The 17657-nt window shown below is 63.3% G+C and carries 13 protein-coding genes and 1 tRNA gene; 13 read left to right on the top strand and 1 reads right to left on the bottom strand.

The genetic code is table 11. The features are described 5' to 3' along the window. The first annotated feature begins 88 nt into the window (after positions 1 to 88). From AACG97_RS02390 to AACG97_RS02375, 4 genes are all read left to right on the top strand, one after another. A complete protein-coding gene (locus AACG97_RS02390) occupies positions 89 to 3832 on the top strand; it encodes a bifunctional diguanylate cyclase/phosphodiesterase (RefSeq protein WP_009682804.1) in 3744 nt (1247 codons plus the stop codon). Positions 3833 to 3848: 16 nt separating this feature from the next. Beyond that, positions 3849 to 3925: transfer RNA gene (locus tag AACG97_RS02385), tRNA-Ile, on the top strand. Positions 3926 to 4181: 256 nt separating this feature from the next. Continuing rightward, the gene (locus AACG97_RS02380) at positions 4182 to 5303 is read left to right on the top strand and encodes a Fic family protein (RefSeq protein WP_009682805.1); all 1122 of its coding nucleotides are present in this window, start codon (positions 4182 to 4184) and stop codon (positions 5301 to 5303) included. A gap of 279 nt (positions 5304 to 5582) precedes the next feature. Further along, a complete protein-coding gene (locus tag AACG97_RS02375; RefSeq protein ID WP_029887892.1) occupies positions 5583 to 6044 on the top strand; it encodes an Lrp/AsnC family transcriptional regulator in 462 nt (153 codons plus the stop codon). A 12-nt stretch (positions 6045 to 6056) separates the two neighbouring features. Here the strand turns inward: AACG97_RS02375 and AACG97_RS02370 are convergent, their stop codons facing one another. Next, positions 6057 to 6347, bottom strand: a complete 291-nt coding sequence (locus tag AACG97_RS02370; RefSeq protein WP_033690402.1) for a hypothetical protein — start codon at positions 6345 to 6347, stop codon at positions 6057 to 6059. A 629-nt stretch (positions 6348 to 6976) separates the two neighbouring features. Here AACG97_RS02370 and AACG97_RS02365 point away from each other — a divergent pair. The 9 genes from AACG97_RS02365 to AACG97_RS02325 all read left to right on the top strand — a co-directional run bounded on the left by AACG97_RS02365 (position 6977) and on the right by AACG97_RS02325 (position 17236). Continuing rightward, entirely contained in the window at positions 6977 to 8659 is a 1683-nt protein-coding gene (locus AACG97_RS02365; protein WP_232554995.1) for a flavin monoamine oxidase family protein, read from the top strand. 15 nt (positions 8660 to 8674) lie between these two features. Further along, the gene (locus AACG97_RS02360; RefSeq protein WP_115293295.1) at positions 8675 to 9469 is read left to right on the top strand and encodes a carbon-nitrogen hydrolase family protein; all 795 of its coding nucleotides are present in this window, start codon (positions 8675 to 8677) and stop codon (positions 9467 to 9469) included. Between the two features lie 132 nt (positions 9470 to 9601). Continuing rightward, a complete protein-coding gene (gene pqqF / locus AACG97_RS02355; RefSeq protein WP_197885475.1) occupies positions 9602 to 11902 on the top strand; it encodes a pyrroloquinoline quinone biosynthesis protein PqqF in 2301 nt (766 codons plus the stop codon). A 158-nt stretch (positions 11903 to 12060) separates the two neighbouring features. After that, the gene (gene pqqA / locus AACG97_RS02350; protein WP_003243383.1) at positions 12061 to 12132 is read left to right on the top strand and encodes a pyrroloquinoline quinone precursor peptide PqqA; all 72 of its coding nucleotides are present in this window, start codon (positions 12061 to 12063) and stop codon (positions 12130 to 12132) included. An 83-nt stretch (positions 12133 to 12215) separates the two neighbouring features. Continuing rightward, positions 12216 to 13127 carry a pyrroloquinoline quinone biosynthesis protein PqqB gene (pqqB, locus tag AACG97_RS02345; protein WP_009682811.1) on the top strand — a complete coding sequence of 304 codons (912 nt, stop codon included), beginning with the start codon at positions 12216 to 12218 and terminating at the stop codon, positions 13125 to 13127. A gap of 160 nt (positions 13128 to 13287) precedes the next feature. Next, entirely contained in the window at positions 13288 to 14043 is a 756-nt protein-coding gene (gene pqqC, locus AACG97_RS02340; RefSeq protein ID WP_009682812.1) for a pyrroloquinoline-quinone synthase PqqC, read from the top strand. After that, complete coding sequence (pqqD, locus tag AACG97_RS02335; protein WP_009682813.1) at positions 14040 to 14315, top strand: pyrroloquinoline quinone biosynthesis peptide chaperone PqqD; 276 nt, start codon at positions 14040 to 14042, stop codon at positions 14313 to 14315. The genes pqqC and pqqD overlap by 4 nt, the downstream gene beginning before the upstream one ends. Then, positions 14287 to 15447, top strand: a complete 1161-nt coding sequence (gene pqqE / locus AACG97_RS02330; RefSeq protein ID WP_029888064.1) for a pyrroloquinoline quinone biosynthesis protein PqqE — start codon at positions 14287 to 14289, stop codon at positions 15445 to 15447. Before pqqD ends, pqqE begins: the two co-directional genes overlap by 29 nt. Continuing rightward, positions 15413 to 17236: an alpha/beta hydrolase family protein gene (locus AACG97_RS02325; protein ID WP_197885476.1), complete on the top strand. Its 1824-nt coding sequence runs from the start codon at positions 15413 to 15415 to the stop codon at positions 17234 to 17236. The genes pqqE and AACG97_RS02325 overlap by 35 nt, the downstream gene beginning before the upstream one ends. Positions 17237 to 17657 lie beyond the last annotated feature (421 nt).

Genomic DNA, 17657 nt, shown 5'->3' with positions numbered 1-17657 from the left:
TATCTGACAAAAGGCCTCTTGTTCTTCCGCACACCAGCAGCAATGCCCGTCTACACTCGACTTCAGACCACCTGAAAGCGAGGCCGTCATGCCCCTGAAGCCGGCCATCCTGTTGCTGATCCTGATTGTCTGGAGCACAACGGCCGGCGCCCTTACCCTGACAGACGAGGAGCAAGCCTGGCTGGCTGCCCACCCGCAGCTGAGCCTGGGCGTAGATGCCTCCTGGCCGCCGTTCGAGTTTCGCGACCAGGAGGGCCGCTACCAGGGATTGGCCGCCGATTACATCGCCAAGATCCAGCAACGCCTGGGCGTGACACTGAAACCGGTCGAGCCCAGTAACTGGACCGAGGTATTGGCACAGGCACGCGAAAACCGAATCGACTTACTGCCCGGCATCATGTCGACGCCAGAACGCCAGGCCTACCTGTCCTTCACCCGGCCATACCTGGACTTTCCCATCGTGATCCTCGCCCACAAGGGCGGCGCTCAACCGCGCGACCTGAAAGACCTGTATGGGCTGAAAATTGCCGTGGTCGAAAATTATGCGCCACATGAGTTGCTGCGCACCCACCACCCAGACCTCAACCTGGTGGCACTGCCTAACGTCAGCTCGGCGCTGCAGGCCCTGGCCACCGACCAGGTGGATGCTGTGGTCGGGGACTTGGCATCGAGTATCTGGAGCCTGCGCCAGCTGAAGCTCGATGGCCTGTATGTCAGCGGTGAAACACCCTATCGCTATCAACTGGCCATGGCCGTGCCGCGCAACAATCCAGTCCTGGTCGGCATTCTCGACAAAGTGATGGCCGACATGAGCAGCGGCGAAATCAGCGAGATCCAGCAGCGCTGGGTGGGCAATGTCGTCGACCAGCGGATGTTCTGGTCCGACTTGCTGGTGTACGGCCTGCCAACCGTGCTGTTCCTGATGGGCGTACTGGCCATTGTCATCCGCATCAACCGCCGGCTCAGCTCGGAAATTTCCCGCCGCATTGCCCTGGAGCAGGAGCTGCGCAGCAGCGAATACCACTACCGTGGGCTGGTCGAAAGCCTGTCAGCCATTGCCTGGGAAGCCGACGCGAACGACTATACGTACAGCTATGTGTCACCCCACGCCGAGGGCCTGCTCGGCTACCCGCTGACCGACTGGCTGAAACCGGGCTTCTGGCGCAGCATACTCCACCCGGAAGATGCCCTGTGGGCCCAGGCATACTGCGACAGCGAAACCGCCGCTGGGCGCGACCACAGCCTCGACTACCGAGTCATCCGCGCCGACGGCCAAGCGCTTTGGGTACGCAACATCGTCAGCATGATCGAACATGGCCACCACCCCGTGATGCGCGGCCTGATGATCGACATCAGCGAAACCAAGCGCACCGAGGACGCCCTGCGGTTGTCCGAGCAAAAATTCGCCTCGGTGTTCCAGCAATGCCCCGACATCCTGCTTATCGCACGCCACAGCGATGGCTGCCTGCTGGAGGTGAACGAGGCGTTCGAGGAACAGATCGGCCTGGCGCCGGACCAGGTGATCGGCCGCACCGCTACCGAGCTCAACCTGTGGGGCGTAGAAGGCAGCGGACCACGGGTGCTGGAGCGCCTGCACCAAGGCGGTATCCGCAACCTGGAAATGACCTTCCGCCGCAGCAATGGCCAATTGTTTACCGGCCTGACCTCGGCGGAAACCTTCGAGCTCGACGGCACCCCCGCGTTGGTAGTGGCGGTACGCGACATCAGCCAGCTCAAGGAAACCCAGCAGCAACTGCAAACCTCTGAAGAAAAATTCGCCAAAGCCTTCCATGCCTCACCCGACGGGCTGCTGCTGTCACGCCAGAGTGACGGCTTGCTGCTGGAGGTGAACGAAGGCTTCTGCCGCCTGACCGGCTACGATCTGAACCCGACCATCGACCAGACGTCGCTGGACCTTGGCATCTGGGTGGACCTCAACGAGCGCAAACGCCTGGTCGACCAGTTGAACCGCGACGGCTTCGTGCGTGATTTCACTTGCCACATTCGCCGCAGCGACGGGCAGATCCGCTTGTGCGAACTCTCGGCAAGGCCACTGCCGATTGCCGGGATCGACTGCATGCTGACCATTGCCCGCGACATTACCGAACGCCACCTCATGCAGGAAAAACTGCAACTGGCCGCCACGGTATTCGAGAACACTGCCGAGGGCGTACTGATTACCGACATCGACCAGCGCATCAGTGCGGTCAACCGTGCGTTCAGCGAAATTACCGGCTACAGCGAAATCGAAGCCCTCGGCCAAACCCCGCGCCTGCTCGCCTCCGGCCAGCACGACAGTGCCTTCTACGCCGCCATGTGGCACCAGTTGACCGCTGAAGGCCACTGGCAAGGCGAGATCTTCAACAAACGCAAGAGCGGGGAGCTATACCCCAGCTGGCTGACCATCAGCGCGGTGCGCAACACCGAGCGCGAAATCACCCATTTCGTCGCAGTGTTCGCTGATATTTCCAGCCTCAAGCATGCCCAGGCCAAACTCGACTACCAGGCCCACCACGACCCACTGACCGGCCTGCCCAACCGCGCCTTGTTCGAGAACCGCCTGCAGGCTGCACTGGCCTGTGCGCAGGTGTCCAACCGCCAGGGTGCGGTGCTGTTCCTTGACCTTGACCGCTTCAAGCACATCAACGACAGCCTCGGCCACCCGGTCGGCGACCTGCTGCTCAAAGGCATCGCCCAGCGCCTGAAAGAGCAGGTACGCGACGTCGACACCGTGGCCCGCCTGGGCGGCGACGAGTTCATCATCCTGCTGCCCGGCCTGCACAAGCCCAGCGACGCCAGCTCCATCGCCAACAAGCTGCTGGCTTGCTTCAACGCACCGTTCCAGGCTGGCGAACACGAGTTCTTCACCAGCGCCAGCATTGGCATCAGCCTGTACCCACAAGACGGCAGCGACGTCGCCACGCTGATCCGCAACGCCGATGCCGCCATGTACCGCTCCAAGGCCAAGGGCCGCAACCGCGTCGAAGCCTACACCCGCGACCTCACCGCCCAGGCCAGCGAACGCATTGCCCTGGAGCATGAACTGCGCCGCGCCGTGGAGCGCAATGAAATGAGCCTGTGCTTCCAGCCCAAGCTCAGCCTCAAGACCCAGAGCCTGGTCGGTGCCGAAGCGCTGATCCGCTGGAGCCACCCGACCTTCGGTGAGGTGCCGCCTGAGCACTTCATCCACCTGGCCGAAGAGAACGGCACCATCCTGCAGTTGGGTGACTGGGTACTGGAGCAGGCCTGCCGGCAGATGCATCGCTGGAAGCGGGACTATGAGGCGTTCGGCCCGCTTTCGATCAACCTGGCTGGCGCCCAATTGCGCCATCACGGCCTGGCCAAGCGCATCGAGCAATTACTCAGGACCTACGGCCTGAAGGCGGGCGACCTGCAGTTGGAAATTACCGAGAACTTCATCATGAGCCAGGCCGAAGAAGCTTTGGTCGTGCTCCACCAGCTGAAGAAACTGGGCGTGCAGTTGGCCATTGACGACTTCGGCACGGGCTATTCATCGCTGAGTTACCTCAAGCGCCTGCCGCTGGATATCCTCAAGATCGACAAGTCGTTCATCCGCGGCCTGCCTGACGACCCCCACGATGCAGCCATCGCCCGGGCGATCATCGCGCTGGGCCGCAGCATGCAATTGACCATCATTGCCGAAGGGGTGGAAAACCAGGCGCAGCAGCGTTTTCTGGCAGCGGAAGGCTGTGAGCAGATCCAGGGCTACATCGTCAGCCTGCCACTGCCGCCAGAGGAATTCGCTGCTTCGTTCCTTCGCATAGCACTATCGGATCTTTCAGATGGCACAGCTGCGAAACCCTCGTTATAATCCGGCCACTTACTGAGGGCCTATAGCTCAGTCGGTTAGAGCAGAGGACTCATAATCCTTTGGTCCACGGTTCGAGTCCGTGTGGGCCCACCAGCTACTGAAAAGCCGCGCACTGCGCGGCTTTATGCTTTCTAAGGTAGTGGTCTCGCTATTGGCTCCATGGCCAAAAGGTACAAAATCGGTACAGTACTGGTAAGCCAGTCTGCCTTTGGAGTCCTTTTCATATGGCAACAATGGTCAAAACCCCTTCCGGCACTTGGCAAGCCGAAGCCCCAAAACGGGCTGGGCATTATCGGCTCACTGAATGAGCCGAATAGGCTCGCTAATCGGCTCACAGATGAACGCTCCCATGAATGACCCGCGCTGGATCTGGCAGCAGCCCAACTGGCCGCACTTTAGCTGGCGAGGCGAAACGCTTGCCCAGCTGCTGCGCGCTTGCAATCACGCTCAGGGGCGTTTGCTCGGAATGCTCGGTGCGGTGGGCAGTGACACCGAAGTGCAGAGCAGCCTGGATGCCATGCTTCAAAACATCGTCACTTCTTCAGCCATTGAGGGTGAGCAACTGAATGTCGGTTCGGTGCGTTCATCACTGGCGCGGCGCTTGGGGCTGAGCGAAGAGGGTCGCACCACCTCACGTTCCGAAGGCCTGGCGGAACTGCTGCTCGATGCCACCTGCCTGTATCAACAAGCGCTAGACGAGCAGCGACTTTTCACCTGGCACCGTTGGCTATTCCCCACCGATGACCAACTGCTGGCTCGACCGCTACACATCGGCACACTGCGCGGCGAAGAGCCGATGCAGGTCGTTTCCGGTCGCATAGACCGCCCTACGGTACATTTCGAGGCCCCTCCCCGCGCGGGCCTGGAAGAGCAATTGGCGGGCTTTCTCGCCTGGTTTGAAAGCAGCCGAAGCGATGCCAGCCTTGACCCCTTTCTGCGCGCTGGCATCGCCCATTTCTGGTTCGTTACCCTGCACCCCTTCGATGACGGCAATGGTCGCCTAACCCGCGCCATCACCGATCTGGCCTTGGCCCAGGGCGAACATCAAGCCATCCGCTTCTATGCCCTGTCCGCAAGCATCCTTGATGACCGAGCAGGCTATTACCGCATGCTTGAAGCCAGCCAGAAAAGCACACTGGACATCACTGCTTGGCTGCAATGGTTTCTCACGACGTTGCTCAATAGCCTGGAGCAGGCTCTTGCTCGTATCGACCGAGTGCTGGTCAAGGCGCGCTTCTGGCAGGCGCACCGCAGCCAAACCCTATCGGCGGAGCAGGTCAAAGTGCTTAACCGCCTGCTTGATGGCGGCGAACGGGGTTTTGAAAACGGTATCAGCGCAGCCCAGTACCAAGCCGTGGCCAAGGTATCCAAAGCCACCGCGACCCGCCATCTGAGCGACCTGCTGGAAAAAGGCTGCATCGAGCGGCTGCCCGGTAGCGGGCGCAGCACCCGTTACCAGATAGCACGCTGAGCACGTGAGCCGACCCAGTCAGCCCCCTGGTGCGTCGTCGCGCCATAGGATAATGGTTGCGATCCACTTGAGCGATAGAAAGCAATTACTCGTACACCACTACGCTTACCTTTGCCGTTTGCAGCCCAGCGAACCTTGCGGTGCCCGCCAGTGCCGGGGCCGCTTTGCGGCCCTTTCGCGACACAAGGCAGCTCCTACAGGGGCCGCGTCGCTAGCGGCTGGCCTTGCCCTGATCGGCATTGGCTGGCTAGGCTAGCGGGCCAACCGTAGAGACTCGCCATGTCGGATGCCCGCCTTATCACCCTGGATGAAATCGATCGCCAGCTGATCGCCCTGCTGCAGATCAACGCCCGTGAAAGCGTGGCCAACCTCGCTCGCCAGCTGGGTATCGCCCGTACCACGGTCAACTCGCGCCTGGAGCGGCTGGAGAAGACCAAGGTCATTGCCGGTTACGGTGTGCGCCTTGGGCAAAGCGTGATCGGTGGCGGGCTGCAAGCGTATGTGGGGATCAAGGTGCAACCGCGCTCCGGCAAGGACGTGGTGCGGCGTTTGAGTGCCATGGGGCAAGTGCAGCAGTTGTGCGCGGTAAGCGGCGAATTCGACTACGTGGCTTGGCTGCGCACGGACTCACCCGAGCAACTGGACCAGTTGCTTGACCAGATCGGCAGTGTCGACGGGGTGGAAAAAACCACCACGTCGATCATCCTCAGCAGCAAGGTGGACCGCGGTCAGCCGCTGTGAGCGGGCTGGCGGTCAGGCTTCCTGACCGTCAAGCAGGCCATCGAGGATGGCCGACAGGCTTTCGGCAGAATGCTGCATCGACCAGACAATGTCACGGCTGCGCTCGGGGGCGTGGTGTTGCGCGTAGTCAGAGGCAATCTGGTTGAGGCCACGGGCTAGCAGGCAGGCGTGGACCAAGGCGTCGGCGGCGTCGATGCCGGGGCGGATGGCGAAGAGCGGCGGGTGGCTGGCTTCGCAGTTGCAGAAGGGCTTTTCGGCGGTGGGTTTGAGTTTTTCGGGTCGGTCAGAATCCGTCTGTTTCATGATGCAATTCCCAAATTGAGCCTTGAGGAAACTGCCTACCAACTCCTTCTCACGGGAAATAGGTGGCAGCCATGCACGGGGTGAGAACCGGCCAACTTGGAAATCCGGCCAGGCCAAAGCCTGCCCGCGCACGGCTGCCATGACATAAGCCTTGGTGCGAAGTTGAATGATGGGTTCTCACACCCAGTCGCCTTTAGAACGGCGACCCGGTGAAGTTAACCCTGAGACATTTTCCGCGCAGCCAGACCGGGGCTATAGCGGGTGTAGGGTAATTCTTTATCTCAAGGCATGGGTGTAGGACGTATCTGATCACCCAGATCGCAAGTGCTACACAGCCCGTTGTAGGAGCGGCCTTGTGTCGCGAAAGGGGTGCGAAGCGCCCCCAGGATTTGTGCATACAGCAGATGTTGCTGGGGCCGCTTTGCGGCCCTTTCGCGACACAAGGCCGCTCCTACAACGGGCAAGTCTTCGTCATAATGTATTTTTTGAAATAGATTTCGACTCAGAAAACGACATTAAGACAACACTCTGCATCTTAATTACGAACCCCGCTGTCCCTAAAATGACCACCAGGCATCTCCTATACTCAGGCTCTGCTCCCCGCGCAGCCCCTCTGGCAAGGTCACTTCATGAACAAGAAAAACCGCCACCCCGCCGACGGCAAGAAGCCGATCACCATCTTTGGCCCGGACTTTCCCTTCGCTTTCGACGACTGGCTTGAACACCCGGCAGGCCTTGGCAGTATCCCGGCTGAACGCCACGGTGAAGAGGTGGCCATCGTAGGTGCGGGCATCGCCGGCCTGGTGGCGGCGTACGAACTGATGAAGCTGGGCCTCAAGCCGGTGGTCTACGAGGCCTCCAAGCTTGGCGGCCGGCTGCGCTCGCAAGCCTTCAACGGCACCGACGGGATCGTGGCCGAACTCGGCGGCATGCGCTTCCCGGTGTCGTCCACTGCCTTCTACCACTATGTGGACAAGCTAGGCCTGGAAACCAAGCCTTTCCCCAACCCGCTGACCCCGGCGTCGGGCAGTACGGTGATCGACCTGGAGGGCCAGACCTACTACGCCGAGAAGGCCGCCGACCTGCCGCAACTGTTCCATGAAGTGGCCGACGCCTGGGCCGATGCGCTGGAAAGCGGTGCCCAGTTCTCCGACATTCAGCAAGCCATCCGCGACCGAGATGTCACCCGCCTGAAAGAGCTGTGGAACAAGCTGGTACCGCTGTGGGACGACCGCACCTTCTATGACTTCGTCGCCACCTCGCGCTCGTTCGCCAAGCTGAGCTTCCAGCACCGCGAGGTTTTCGGCCAGGTCGGCTTCGGCACGGGCGGGTGGGACTCGGACTTCCCCAACTCGATGCTGGAAATTTTCCGCGTGGTCATGACCAACTGCGACGACCATCAGCACCTGGTAGTCGGCGGCGTTGAACAGGTGCCGCAAGGTATCTGGCGCCATGTACCGGAGCGCTGCGTGCACTGGCCACAGGGCACCAGCCTTAGCGCACTGCACGGCGGCGCGCCGCGTACCGGTGTAAAACGTATCGCCCGCGCAGCCGACGGGCGCCTGACGGTTACCGACAACTGGGGTGACACCCGCCACTACAGTGCCGTGCTCACCACCTGCCAGACCTGGCTGCTGACCACGCAGATCGACTGCGAGGAATCGCTGTTCTCGCAAAAAATGTGGATGGCCCTGGACCGGACCCGCTACATGCAGTCCTCGAAGACCTTCGTCATGGTCGACCGGCCGTTCTGGAAGGACAAAGACCCGCAAACCGGCCGCGACCTGATGAGCATGACCCTCACCGACCGCCTCACCCGCGGCACTTACCTGTTCGATAACGGTGACCACAAACCGGGGGTCATCTGCCTGTCCTACGCGTGGATGAGCGATGCGCTGAAGATGCTGCCGCACCCGGTGGAAAAGCGCGTGCAACTGGCCCTGGATGCGCTGAAGAAGATCTACCCGAAAACCGACATTGCCGGGCACATCATCGGCGACCCGATCACCGTGTCCTGGGAAGCCGACCCGTACTTCCTCGGCGCCTTCAAGGGTGCATTGCCGGGCCACTACCGCTACAACCAGCGCATGTACGCGCACTTCATGCAGGAGGACATGCCCGCCGAACAGCGCGGCATGTTCATCGCCGGGGACGACGTGTCGTGGACACCTGCCTGGGTCGAGGGCGCGGTGCAGACTTCACTGAATGCGGTGTGGGGTATCATGAACCACTTTGGTGGCCGTACCCACCCCGACAACCCAGGCCCTGGCGACGTGTTCGACGAAATCGGCCCGATCGCCCTGGCCGACTGACACGCAGGAGGCAACATGCGCATTGCTCTGTTCCAGGGCCATCCCCAGCCGCTGGATGTACCCGGCAACCTGCAACGGCTGCGCCAGCAGGCGCAGCTGGCAGTTGAACGTGGCGCGCAGTTGCTGGTGTGCCCGGAAATGTTCCTCAGCGGCTACAACATCGGCCTGGCTCAGGTGGAGCACCTGGCCGAGGCGGCCGATGGTCCGGCGGCCATGGCGGTGGTGGAAATCGCCCAGGCGCACCGCATCGCCATTGTCTATGGCTACCCGGAGCGCGGCGAGGACGGGGCGATCTACAACAGCGTGCAGTTGATCGACGCCCATGGGCGCAGCCTGGGCAACTACCGCAAGACCCACTTGTTCGGCGAACTGGACCGTTCGATGTTCAGCCCCGGCCCCGATCACTTCCCGGTGGTACAGCTGGAGGGCTGGAAGGTCGGCCTGCTGATCTGCTACGACATCGAGTTCCCGGAGAACGCCCGGCGCCTGGCACTGGACGGCGCCGAGCTGATTCTGGTGCCAACGGCGAACATGGCGCCCTACGATTTCACCTGCCAGGTGACCGTGCGGGCGCGGGCGCAGGAGAACCAGTGTTATCTGGTGTATGCCAACTACTGCGGGGCAGAAGGGCAGATTCAGTATTGCGGGCAAAGCAGCATCATCGGCCCGGACGGCAGCCTGCTGGCAATGGCCGGGCACGATGAATGCCTGTTGCTGGCCGAACTTGAGCATGAGCGGGTGGTGCAGGGGCGCGCGGCCTTCCCCTACCTGAGCGATCTGCGCCAGGAGCTGCACCTGCGTCAAGGCTGACGGGGGCCGCTTTCACATCGACCGCGTGAACCTAAAGCCCTGTGCAGTACCTGTGGGAGCGGGCTCGCCCGCGAAGGGGCCGGGCCTGGGAACAAATGGGTTAGCATGGAAACCGAGCAACCGGAGCCCCCCATGCCTGACGCCACCCGCCACCTGACCCTCGCCAACGGCCTGCAGCTGACCCTGCGCCACGCCCCGCGCCTGAAGCGCTCAGCGGCCGCACTGCGGGTGCACGCGGGCAGCCACGATGCTCCCGCCAAATGGCCCGGCCTGGCGCACTTTCTCGAACACCTGTTCTTCCTCGGTACCTCCCGCTTTGCGCTGAACGATGGCTTGATGCGCTACGTGCAAACCCTCGGCGGCCAAGTCAACGCCAGCACCCGCGAACGTACTACCGACTTTTTCTTCGAAGTGCCACCCAGTGCTTTGACCGGCGGCCTTGAGCGCCTGTGCCAGATGCTTGCCGAACCCGACCTGGGCAGCGAGCGCCAGCGCCGCGAACGCGAGGTGATTCACGCCGAGTTCATCGCCTGGGCCCGCAACCCGCAGGCCCAGCAGCAGTTCGCCTTGCTGCAAGCGGCCGCGCCTGGCCATCCGCTGGGCGCATTCCATGCCGGCAACCGTTACACCCTGGCCCTGCAGGATCCGCGCTTCCAGCAAGCGCTCGGCGGTTTTCACCGGCGCTTCTACCAGGGCGGGCAGATCACCTTGAGCCTGTGCGGCCCACAACCGCTGGATGAGCTGGAGCGAATCGGCCGCCAACATGCCGGGCTTTTCGCTGTGGGGCAGCCTGTGGCTCAGGCGCAGCCACCCTGCCTGTCGGCAGCGGCCGACCCGCTGGTGTTCACGCACCAGCAACTCCCAAACGGCGCCGAGCAGGCGCTGGAACTGCTGACCACCGGCCTTGAAGACAGCCGCCCCGGGACCTGGCTGGGCACCCTGCGTGAGCGTGGCTGGCTGCACAGTTTCAAAGCTGAAACACTATATGCATTCGCCGGTCAGTTGCTGTGGCACCTCGACCTCAAGCTCAGTGCCAACGCCTGCCCGGACGAAGCCCGCGACCTGCTGCACGGCTGGTTCAGTTTCATGCGCCAAGCCGACCGCCGTTCGCTGAACCAGCAGTTCGGTGCGTTGCAGCGCAGCCGCGCGCACAGCGCAAGCGCACTGGAGCTGGCCCGCCGGGACAGCGCAGGCCGGCCGTTCGCCCAACTGGATGCCCAAGGCCTGCACGCGCTGGATGCGCTGCTTGATGATTTGCCCTGCGCCGAGCGCGGCCATTGGCAATTGCCGCCAGCCGACCCGTTGCTCAGTGCCGAACTGCCCAATGCCAACCCGCAGCCGCTGCCGGCGGCGCTGACCATCAGTGGCCAGCTCCCGGCCTCGCGCCAGTACGCGGCGCTGTACCTGCGCTGGCAGGTGCCTTCGCCCTTACGCCAGCCGCTGAAACGGGTGCTCGAACAGGCCCTGGCGCCGTTGCAAGAACGTTGTGAACGCGCCTCGGTGCAACTGCAATTCACCAGTGCCGGCGCTTACTGGCAGCTGCGCTGCGGCGGGCTGCCAGCGGCGGTGCTGCGCACAACGCAACAGGCCTTGGGGTTGCTGCGCGAACCGCCTGCCAGCTGCTGGCAAGCCAGCGCCGCGCAGCCCCCGGCATTGATACCCATCCGCCTGTTGCTGCAGCAACTGCCGGATGCGGTAGCCGGTGGCCTGCCTGAAACAACGCCGGATTGCTCGCTGGGGCAGCAGCACCTCGCAAGCCTATGGCAGCAATCGCAGTGGCAAGGCTTGGCCACGGGTTTCGACGCCAGGGCGCTGGGCGCACTGGGTGTTGCCTTGCAGCAGTGCCCCGGCCAAGGTGCGCGGCCTACGCCGGCACCCAGCTGGGCCAGCAAGCGCTGGTACCACGTTAGCGCCCCAGGCAGTGAACATGCCCTGTTGCTGTTTTGCCCACTGCCTGCGGCAGACGAAGCCCGCGGCCGCCTGCTCGCCCAATTACTGCAAGGCCCGGTGTACCAAAGGCTGCGGGTAGAACTGCAGCTGGGCTACGCGGTATTCAGTGCCTTTCGCCAGATCGAGGGCGTGGGTGGCCTGTTGTTCGGTGTGCAGTCTCCGCACACCGGTCAGGTTCAGGTCCTTGACCACCTGACGGCCCTGCTGCGCCAGGGCGTTACCCTTGACGCCGGGGTTCGCCAGGCCTTGGCCGAGCAATTTGCCGAGCCGGCCATGGCCAACGCGGAGGTCACCGAGTGGGCATGGCAGACACACCTGGCTACACAACCAGGCCAGCTCGATGGCCTGCGCAGGTCTATCCTGAACACGCGGCAGACGGATCTGGACCAGTTGCTCAGCAACCTGCTCGATACGGGGGCTGTCTGGCTTTGCCTGGCCAACGCTGCCGCGCCAGACACTTCCTGGCAGGGCGAAAGCCCATGATTGTTACGCTAAGTGCAATGGCACTTTTCGAATAATTAACCTTTCGGTACAAATTTTTCTTGTAAGATAGCGCAATCCCAGTTCTGGGAACCTCCTGCGCATGGCGGTACCCAAGTAGTAGCTGAGCAAACCAAAACCCATCCGGAAGGAGTAACTCCATGTGGACCAAACCTGCTTACACTGATCTGCGTATCGGCTTCGAAGTCACCATGTACTTCGCTAACCGCTAAGCCCGGCTTACGGTTCCACGCCTCGGCCTGCCGGGGCGTTTTCGTTTTCAAGATACGGATTTCGCACAGCATAGAGAGTGGCCATGTATATCCAGGTTCTCGGCTCCGCCGCCGGTGGCGGGTTCCCGCAGTGGAACTGCAATTGCGTCAACTGCAAGGGTTACCGTGACGGCACCCTGCGCGCAACGGCGCGCACCCAGTCGTCCATCGCCCTGTCCGACGACGGCGTGCACTGGGTACTGTGCAATGCCTCGCCCGACATCCGCGCGCAGCTGCAAGCCTTTGCGCCCATGCAGCCAGCCCGGGCCCTGCGCGATACCGGCATCAACGCCATCGTGCTGCTGGACAGCCAGATCGACCACACCACCGGGCTGCTCAGCCTGCGCGAAGGCTGCCCGCACCAGGTGTGGTGCACCGACATGGTCCACCAGGACCTGACCACTGGCTTCCCGCTGTTCAACATGCTCAGCCACTGGAACGGTGGGCTGCAGTGGAACCGCATCGAGCTCGAAGGCAGCTTTGTGATCGACGCCTGCCCCAACCTGCGCTTCACGCCCTTCCCGCTGCGCAGCGCCGCACCGCCCTACTCGCCGCACCGCTTCGACCCCCACCCAGGCGACAACCTTGGCTTGCTGGTCGAAGATACCCGTACCGGCGGCAAGCTGTTCTACGCCCCTGGCCTGGGCCAGGTCGATGACAAGCTGCTGGCGATGATGCACGGCGCCGACTGCCTGCTGGTCGACGGCACCTTGTGGGAAGACGATGAAATGCAGCGCCGTGGCGTTGGTACCCGCACCGGGCGCGAGATGGGCCACCTGGCGCAGAACGGCCCCGGCGGCATGCTGGAAGTGCTCGATGGCTTCCCGCGCCAGCGCAAAGTGCTTATCCACATCAACAACACCAACCCGATACTTGATGAAGCATCGCCCGAACGCGCCGAAGTACTGCGCCGGGGCGTGGAAGTGGCCTTCGACGGCATGAGTATCGAGTTGTAAATACAGACGGCCAGACGACACTGAAACCCTGTGGGAGCGGGCATGCCCGCGAAGCAGCCAATACAGTTCATGGCACCGGCTTGGCCGGTGTTCGCGGGCATGCCCGCTCCCACAGGGGTGAGTTGCCAGGCCAGTCAAGCGTTTTACAGGAGCCAGCCGAATGAGCGATGCACTGCCGATGTCCCCTGCCGAGTTCGAGCAGGCCCTGCGCGCCAAGGGCGCCTTTTACCATATCCATCACCCCTATCATGTGGCGATGTACCAGGGCCGGGCCAGCCGCGAGCAGATCCAGGGCTGGGTCGCGAACCGCTTCTACTATCAGGTCAACATCCCCATGAAGGATGCCGCGATCCTGGCCAACTGCCCTGACCGCGAAGTACGCCGCGAGTGGATACAGCGCCTGCTCGACCACGACGGTGCCCCAGGCGAAGACGGCGGTATCGAGGCCTGGCTGCGCCTGGGCCAGGCGGTGGGGCTGGACCCCGACCAGTTGCGCTCGCAAGAGCTGGTACTGCCCGGCGTGCGCTTTGCCGTAGACGCCTACGTCAACTTCGCCCGCCGCGCCAGCTGGCAGGAAGCGGCCAGCAGCTCGCTGACCGAACTGTTCGCCCCGCAAATCCACCAGTCGCGCCTGGACAGCTGGCCGCAACACTACCCGTGGATCGACCCGGCCGGCTACGAATACTTCCGTACCCGCCTGGGCCAGGCCCGGCGTGACGTGGAGCACGGCCTGGCCATTACCCTGCAGCATTACACCACCCGCGCAGGCCAGGAGCGTATGCTGGAAATACTGCAGTTCAAGCTGGATATCCTCTGGAGCATGCTCGACGCCATGAGCATGGCCTACGAGCTGAACCGCCCGCCCTATCACTCCGTCACCCAGGACCGGGTGTGGCACAAGGGGATCACCCTATGAGTTTCGACCGTAACCAAGTGCCGAACTGGCGCCCCGGCTACCGCTTCCAGTACGAACCGGCGCAGAAAGGCCATGTGCTGCTCTACCCTGAAGGCATGATCAAGCTCAATGACAGCGCCAGCCTGATCGGTGGGCTGATCGATGGCCAGCGCGACGTAGCAGCGATCATCAACGAACTCGAACAGCAATTTCCCGGCGTGCCCCAGGTAGCCGAGGACATCGAGCAGTTCATGGAGGTAGCCCGTGCCGAACACTGGATCGTCCTCGCCTGAGTTGCCGCCCACGCCCGCTGTGGGCTTGCCGCTGTGGCTGCTGGCCGAGCTGACCTACCGTTGCCCGCTGCAGTGCCCGTACTGCTCCAACCCGCTGGACTTTGCCGCCCAGGGCCAGGAGCTGAACACCGAACAGTGGTTCAAGGTCATGGCCGAGGCACGCCAGATGGGCGCCGCGCAAATCGGCTTTTCCGGTGGTGAGCCGCTGGTGCGCCAGGACCTGGCCGAGCTGATTGGCGAGGCCCGTCGGCTGGGTTACTACACCAACCTGATCACCTCCGGCATTGGCCTGAACGAGGCGCGCATCGCCGAATTCAAGGAGGCCGGCCTGGACCATATCCAGATCAGCTTCCAGGCCAGCGACGAGCAGGTCAACAACCTGCTGGCCGGCTCGAAGAAGGCCTTTGCGCAAAAGCTGGAAATGGCCCGCGCAGTGAAGGCCCACGGCTACCCGATGGTGCTCAACTTCGTCACCCACCGGCACAACATCGACAAGATCGACCGCATCATCGAGCTGTGCATCGCGCTGGAAGCCGACTTCGTCGAGCTTGCCACCTGCCAGTTCTATGGCTGGGCGCACCTCAACCGCCTTGGCCTGCTGCCAACGCGCGCGCAATTGGAGCGTGCCGAGCGCATCACCAACGAGTACCGCGCAAAACTCAAGGCCGAAGGCAACCCGTGCAAGCTGATCTTCGTCACCCCGGACTACTACGAAGAGCGCCCCAAGGCCTGCATGAATGGCTGGGGCAACCTGTTCCTCACCATCACACCTGACGGTACCGCACTGCCCTGCCATGGCGCCCGCCAGCTGCCGGTGCAGTTCCCTAATGTGCGTGAGCACGACCTGCACCACATCTGGTACGAGTCGTTCGGCTTCAACCGCTTCCGTGGCTACGAGTGGATGCGCGAACCGTGCCGCTCATGCGACGAAAAGGAAAAGGACTTCGGCGGCTGCCGCTGCCAGGCCTTCATGCTGACCGGCGACGCCCGCAACGCCGACCCGGTGTGCGCCAAGTCGGCCGACCACGGCATCATTCTCAAGGCCCGCGAGGAGGCCGAAAGCGCCCAGCTCGCCATTGAACAGATGACCTTCCGCAATGAACGTAACTCCCGTGTCATCGCCCGCGGCTGAATTCAGCGCGGCCCAGGCCGTGGCCGCCGGCACCGACTTTGCCGAACTCAAGGTCAGTGCCGACGGGCTGTTCTGGCTGGAATTTCGCCCAGCCGATGGGGCTTGCCGCATCTGGCACTGGTTGTACTGCCAGGCTCGCTGCCTGACCCCGGATGGCTTCAGCGTGCGCAGCCGGGTCTACGAGTATGGCGGTGGCAGTTTCTGCCTGGGCGGCGACGGGTTGGTGTTCGTCAACGAGCAGGACCAGCAGGTCTATACCCAACCGCTGGACGACCTGGAACCGCGGGCCCTGACGCAGAATGCCAACTGCCGCTATGGCGATGTGCAATGGCACGACGGCCAGGTACTGGCGGTTGAAGAACGCCACGCCGACCAGGTCGAACATCGCCTGGTCGCGCTGCGCGACGGCGGCTGCGAAGTGCTTGCCGAAGGCGCCGACTTCTATGCTGCACCGACGGTGAGTGGCGACGGCCAGCGCCTGGCGTGGATCGAATGGGACCGCCCGGCACAGCCATGGACCGTGACCCGGTTGATGCGCCGCATGCGCGATGCCAGTGGCCACTGGTTGCCCGCGCAGTGCGTGGCGGCAGCCGAGGAATCGCTGCAGCAGCCGCGCTTCGATGGCGAAGGCCGGCTGTACTGCCTGTCCGACCGCAATGGGTTCTGGCAACCCTGGGGCGAAGTCGATGGCCAGTGGCAGGCGATGCCTGCCGAGCAGGCAGACCACGCGGCGGCCCCCTGGCAGCTGGGCACCTGCACCTGGTTGCCATTGGGCCCACACAGCTACCTGGCCAGCTGGTTCGAAAACGGCTTCGGCCAACTGGGGGTGCGCGGGGCCGATGGCCGCACCGAGCGCTTCGCCAGTGCCTACACCCGCTTTCGCAACCTGGCCATAGACAGCGACCACCTCTATGCCATCGCCGCCTCGCCCATCAGCCCGCCGGCGGTGATTGCCATCGACCGCAGCAACCACGAGGTTCGCGTGCTGGCCGGTGGGGCCGAAGTGCTGCCAGCCGACGACGTCAGCCTGCCACAGGCGTTCCACTACGCCAGTGACGGTGACCAGGCGCATGGTTTCTTCTACCCAGCGGCCCGTTCGCAGGGGGCCGCACCGCTGGTGGTGTTCATCCACGGCGGCCCGACATCGGCCTGCTACCCGGTGCTCGACCCGCGCATCCAGTACTGGACCCAACGCGGCTTTGCCGTGGCCGACCTGAACTACCGGGGCAGCACCGGCTATGGCCGGGCGTACCGCCAGGCACTGCACCTGCGCTGGGGTGAGAGCGATGTGGCCGACGCCTGTGCAGCGGTCCGGCACCTGGCAGCACAGGGCCTGGTCGACCCACACAAGGCGTTCATCCGCGGTGGCAGCGCGGGGGGCTATACCACGCTCTGCGCCTTGGCGTTCCATGACGTGTTCCGTGCCGGTGCCAGCCTGTACGGGGTCAGCGACCCGATAGCGCTAGGGCGTGCCACGCACAAGTTCGAGGGTGATTACCTGGACTGGCTGATTGGCGACCCCGCCCTGGATGCCGAGCGCTACCGCCAACGCACGCCGCTGCTGCATGCAGGGCAGATCAGGGTGCCGGTGATCTTCTTTCAGGGCGAGCTGGATGCGGTGGTGGTGCCAGAGCAGACCCGGTCGATGCTGGCGGCGTTGCAGGCCAACGGGATCGAGGCGCAAGGGCACTTCTACGCGGGCGAGCGGCATGGGTTCCGCAAGGCGCAGAACCTGGCGCATGCGCTGGAAGAAGAGTGGAAGTTCTATTGCCGGGTGTTGGAAGGCTGACCCTTGGGGGCTGCTTTGCAGCCCAATCGCCGGCAAGCCAGCTCCCACAGGGATCGCCTTAGGGCTGACAGGTGTTTGCCACAAGGTATGGCAGCGCCTGTTAGAGCGAGCGCCGCCCGCGCGGCGCAATCGCGAGCTGCGCTCGCTCCTACGTTTGTTTCGGGCCAGTAACGCCTGTTACAGGCGCGCGCGGCCGCCTTGTTTGTACGGCGCGATATTGAGGCATGCACCAAGGCGTTCGCGCGCGAATCCCACAGGAATAATTGGCCCGAAACAAACGTAGGAGCGAGCGCAGCTCGCGATTGCGCCGCGCGGGCGGCGCTCGATCTCACAGGCGCTGAAGATGCTCCGGCTACCCATGCCAGGAACCATAGAATCTCCCACAGGTACAGCGAAGGGGTTAAATGCTGCACCAACCTGT

Source organism: Pseudomonas sp. Nvir, assembly GCF_963778085.1.
Lineage (GTDB): Bacteria > Pseudomonadota > Gammaproteobacteria > Pseudomonadales > Pseudomonadaceae > Aquipseudomonas > Aquipseudomonas juntendi.
This window is presented reverse-complemented; position numbering and strand designations above follow the sequence as displayed.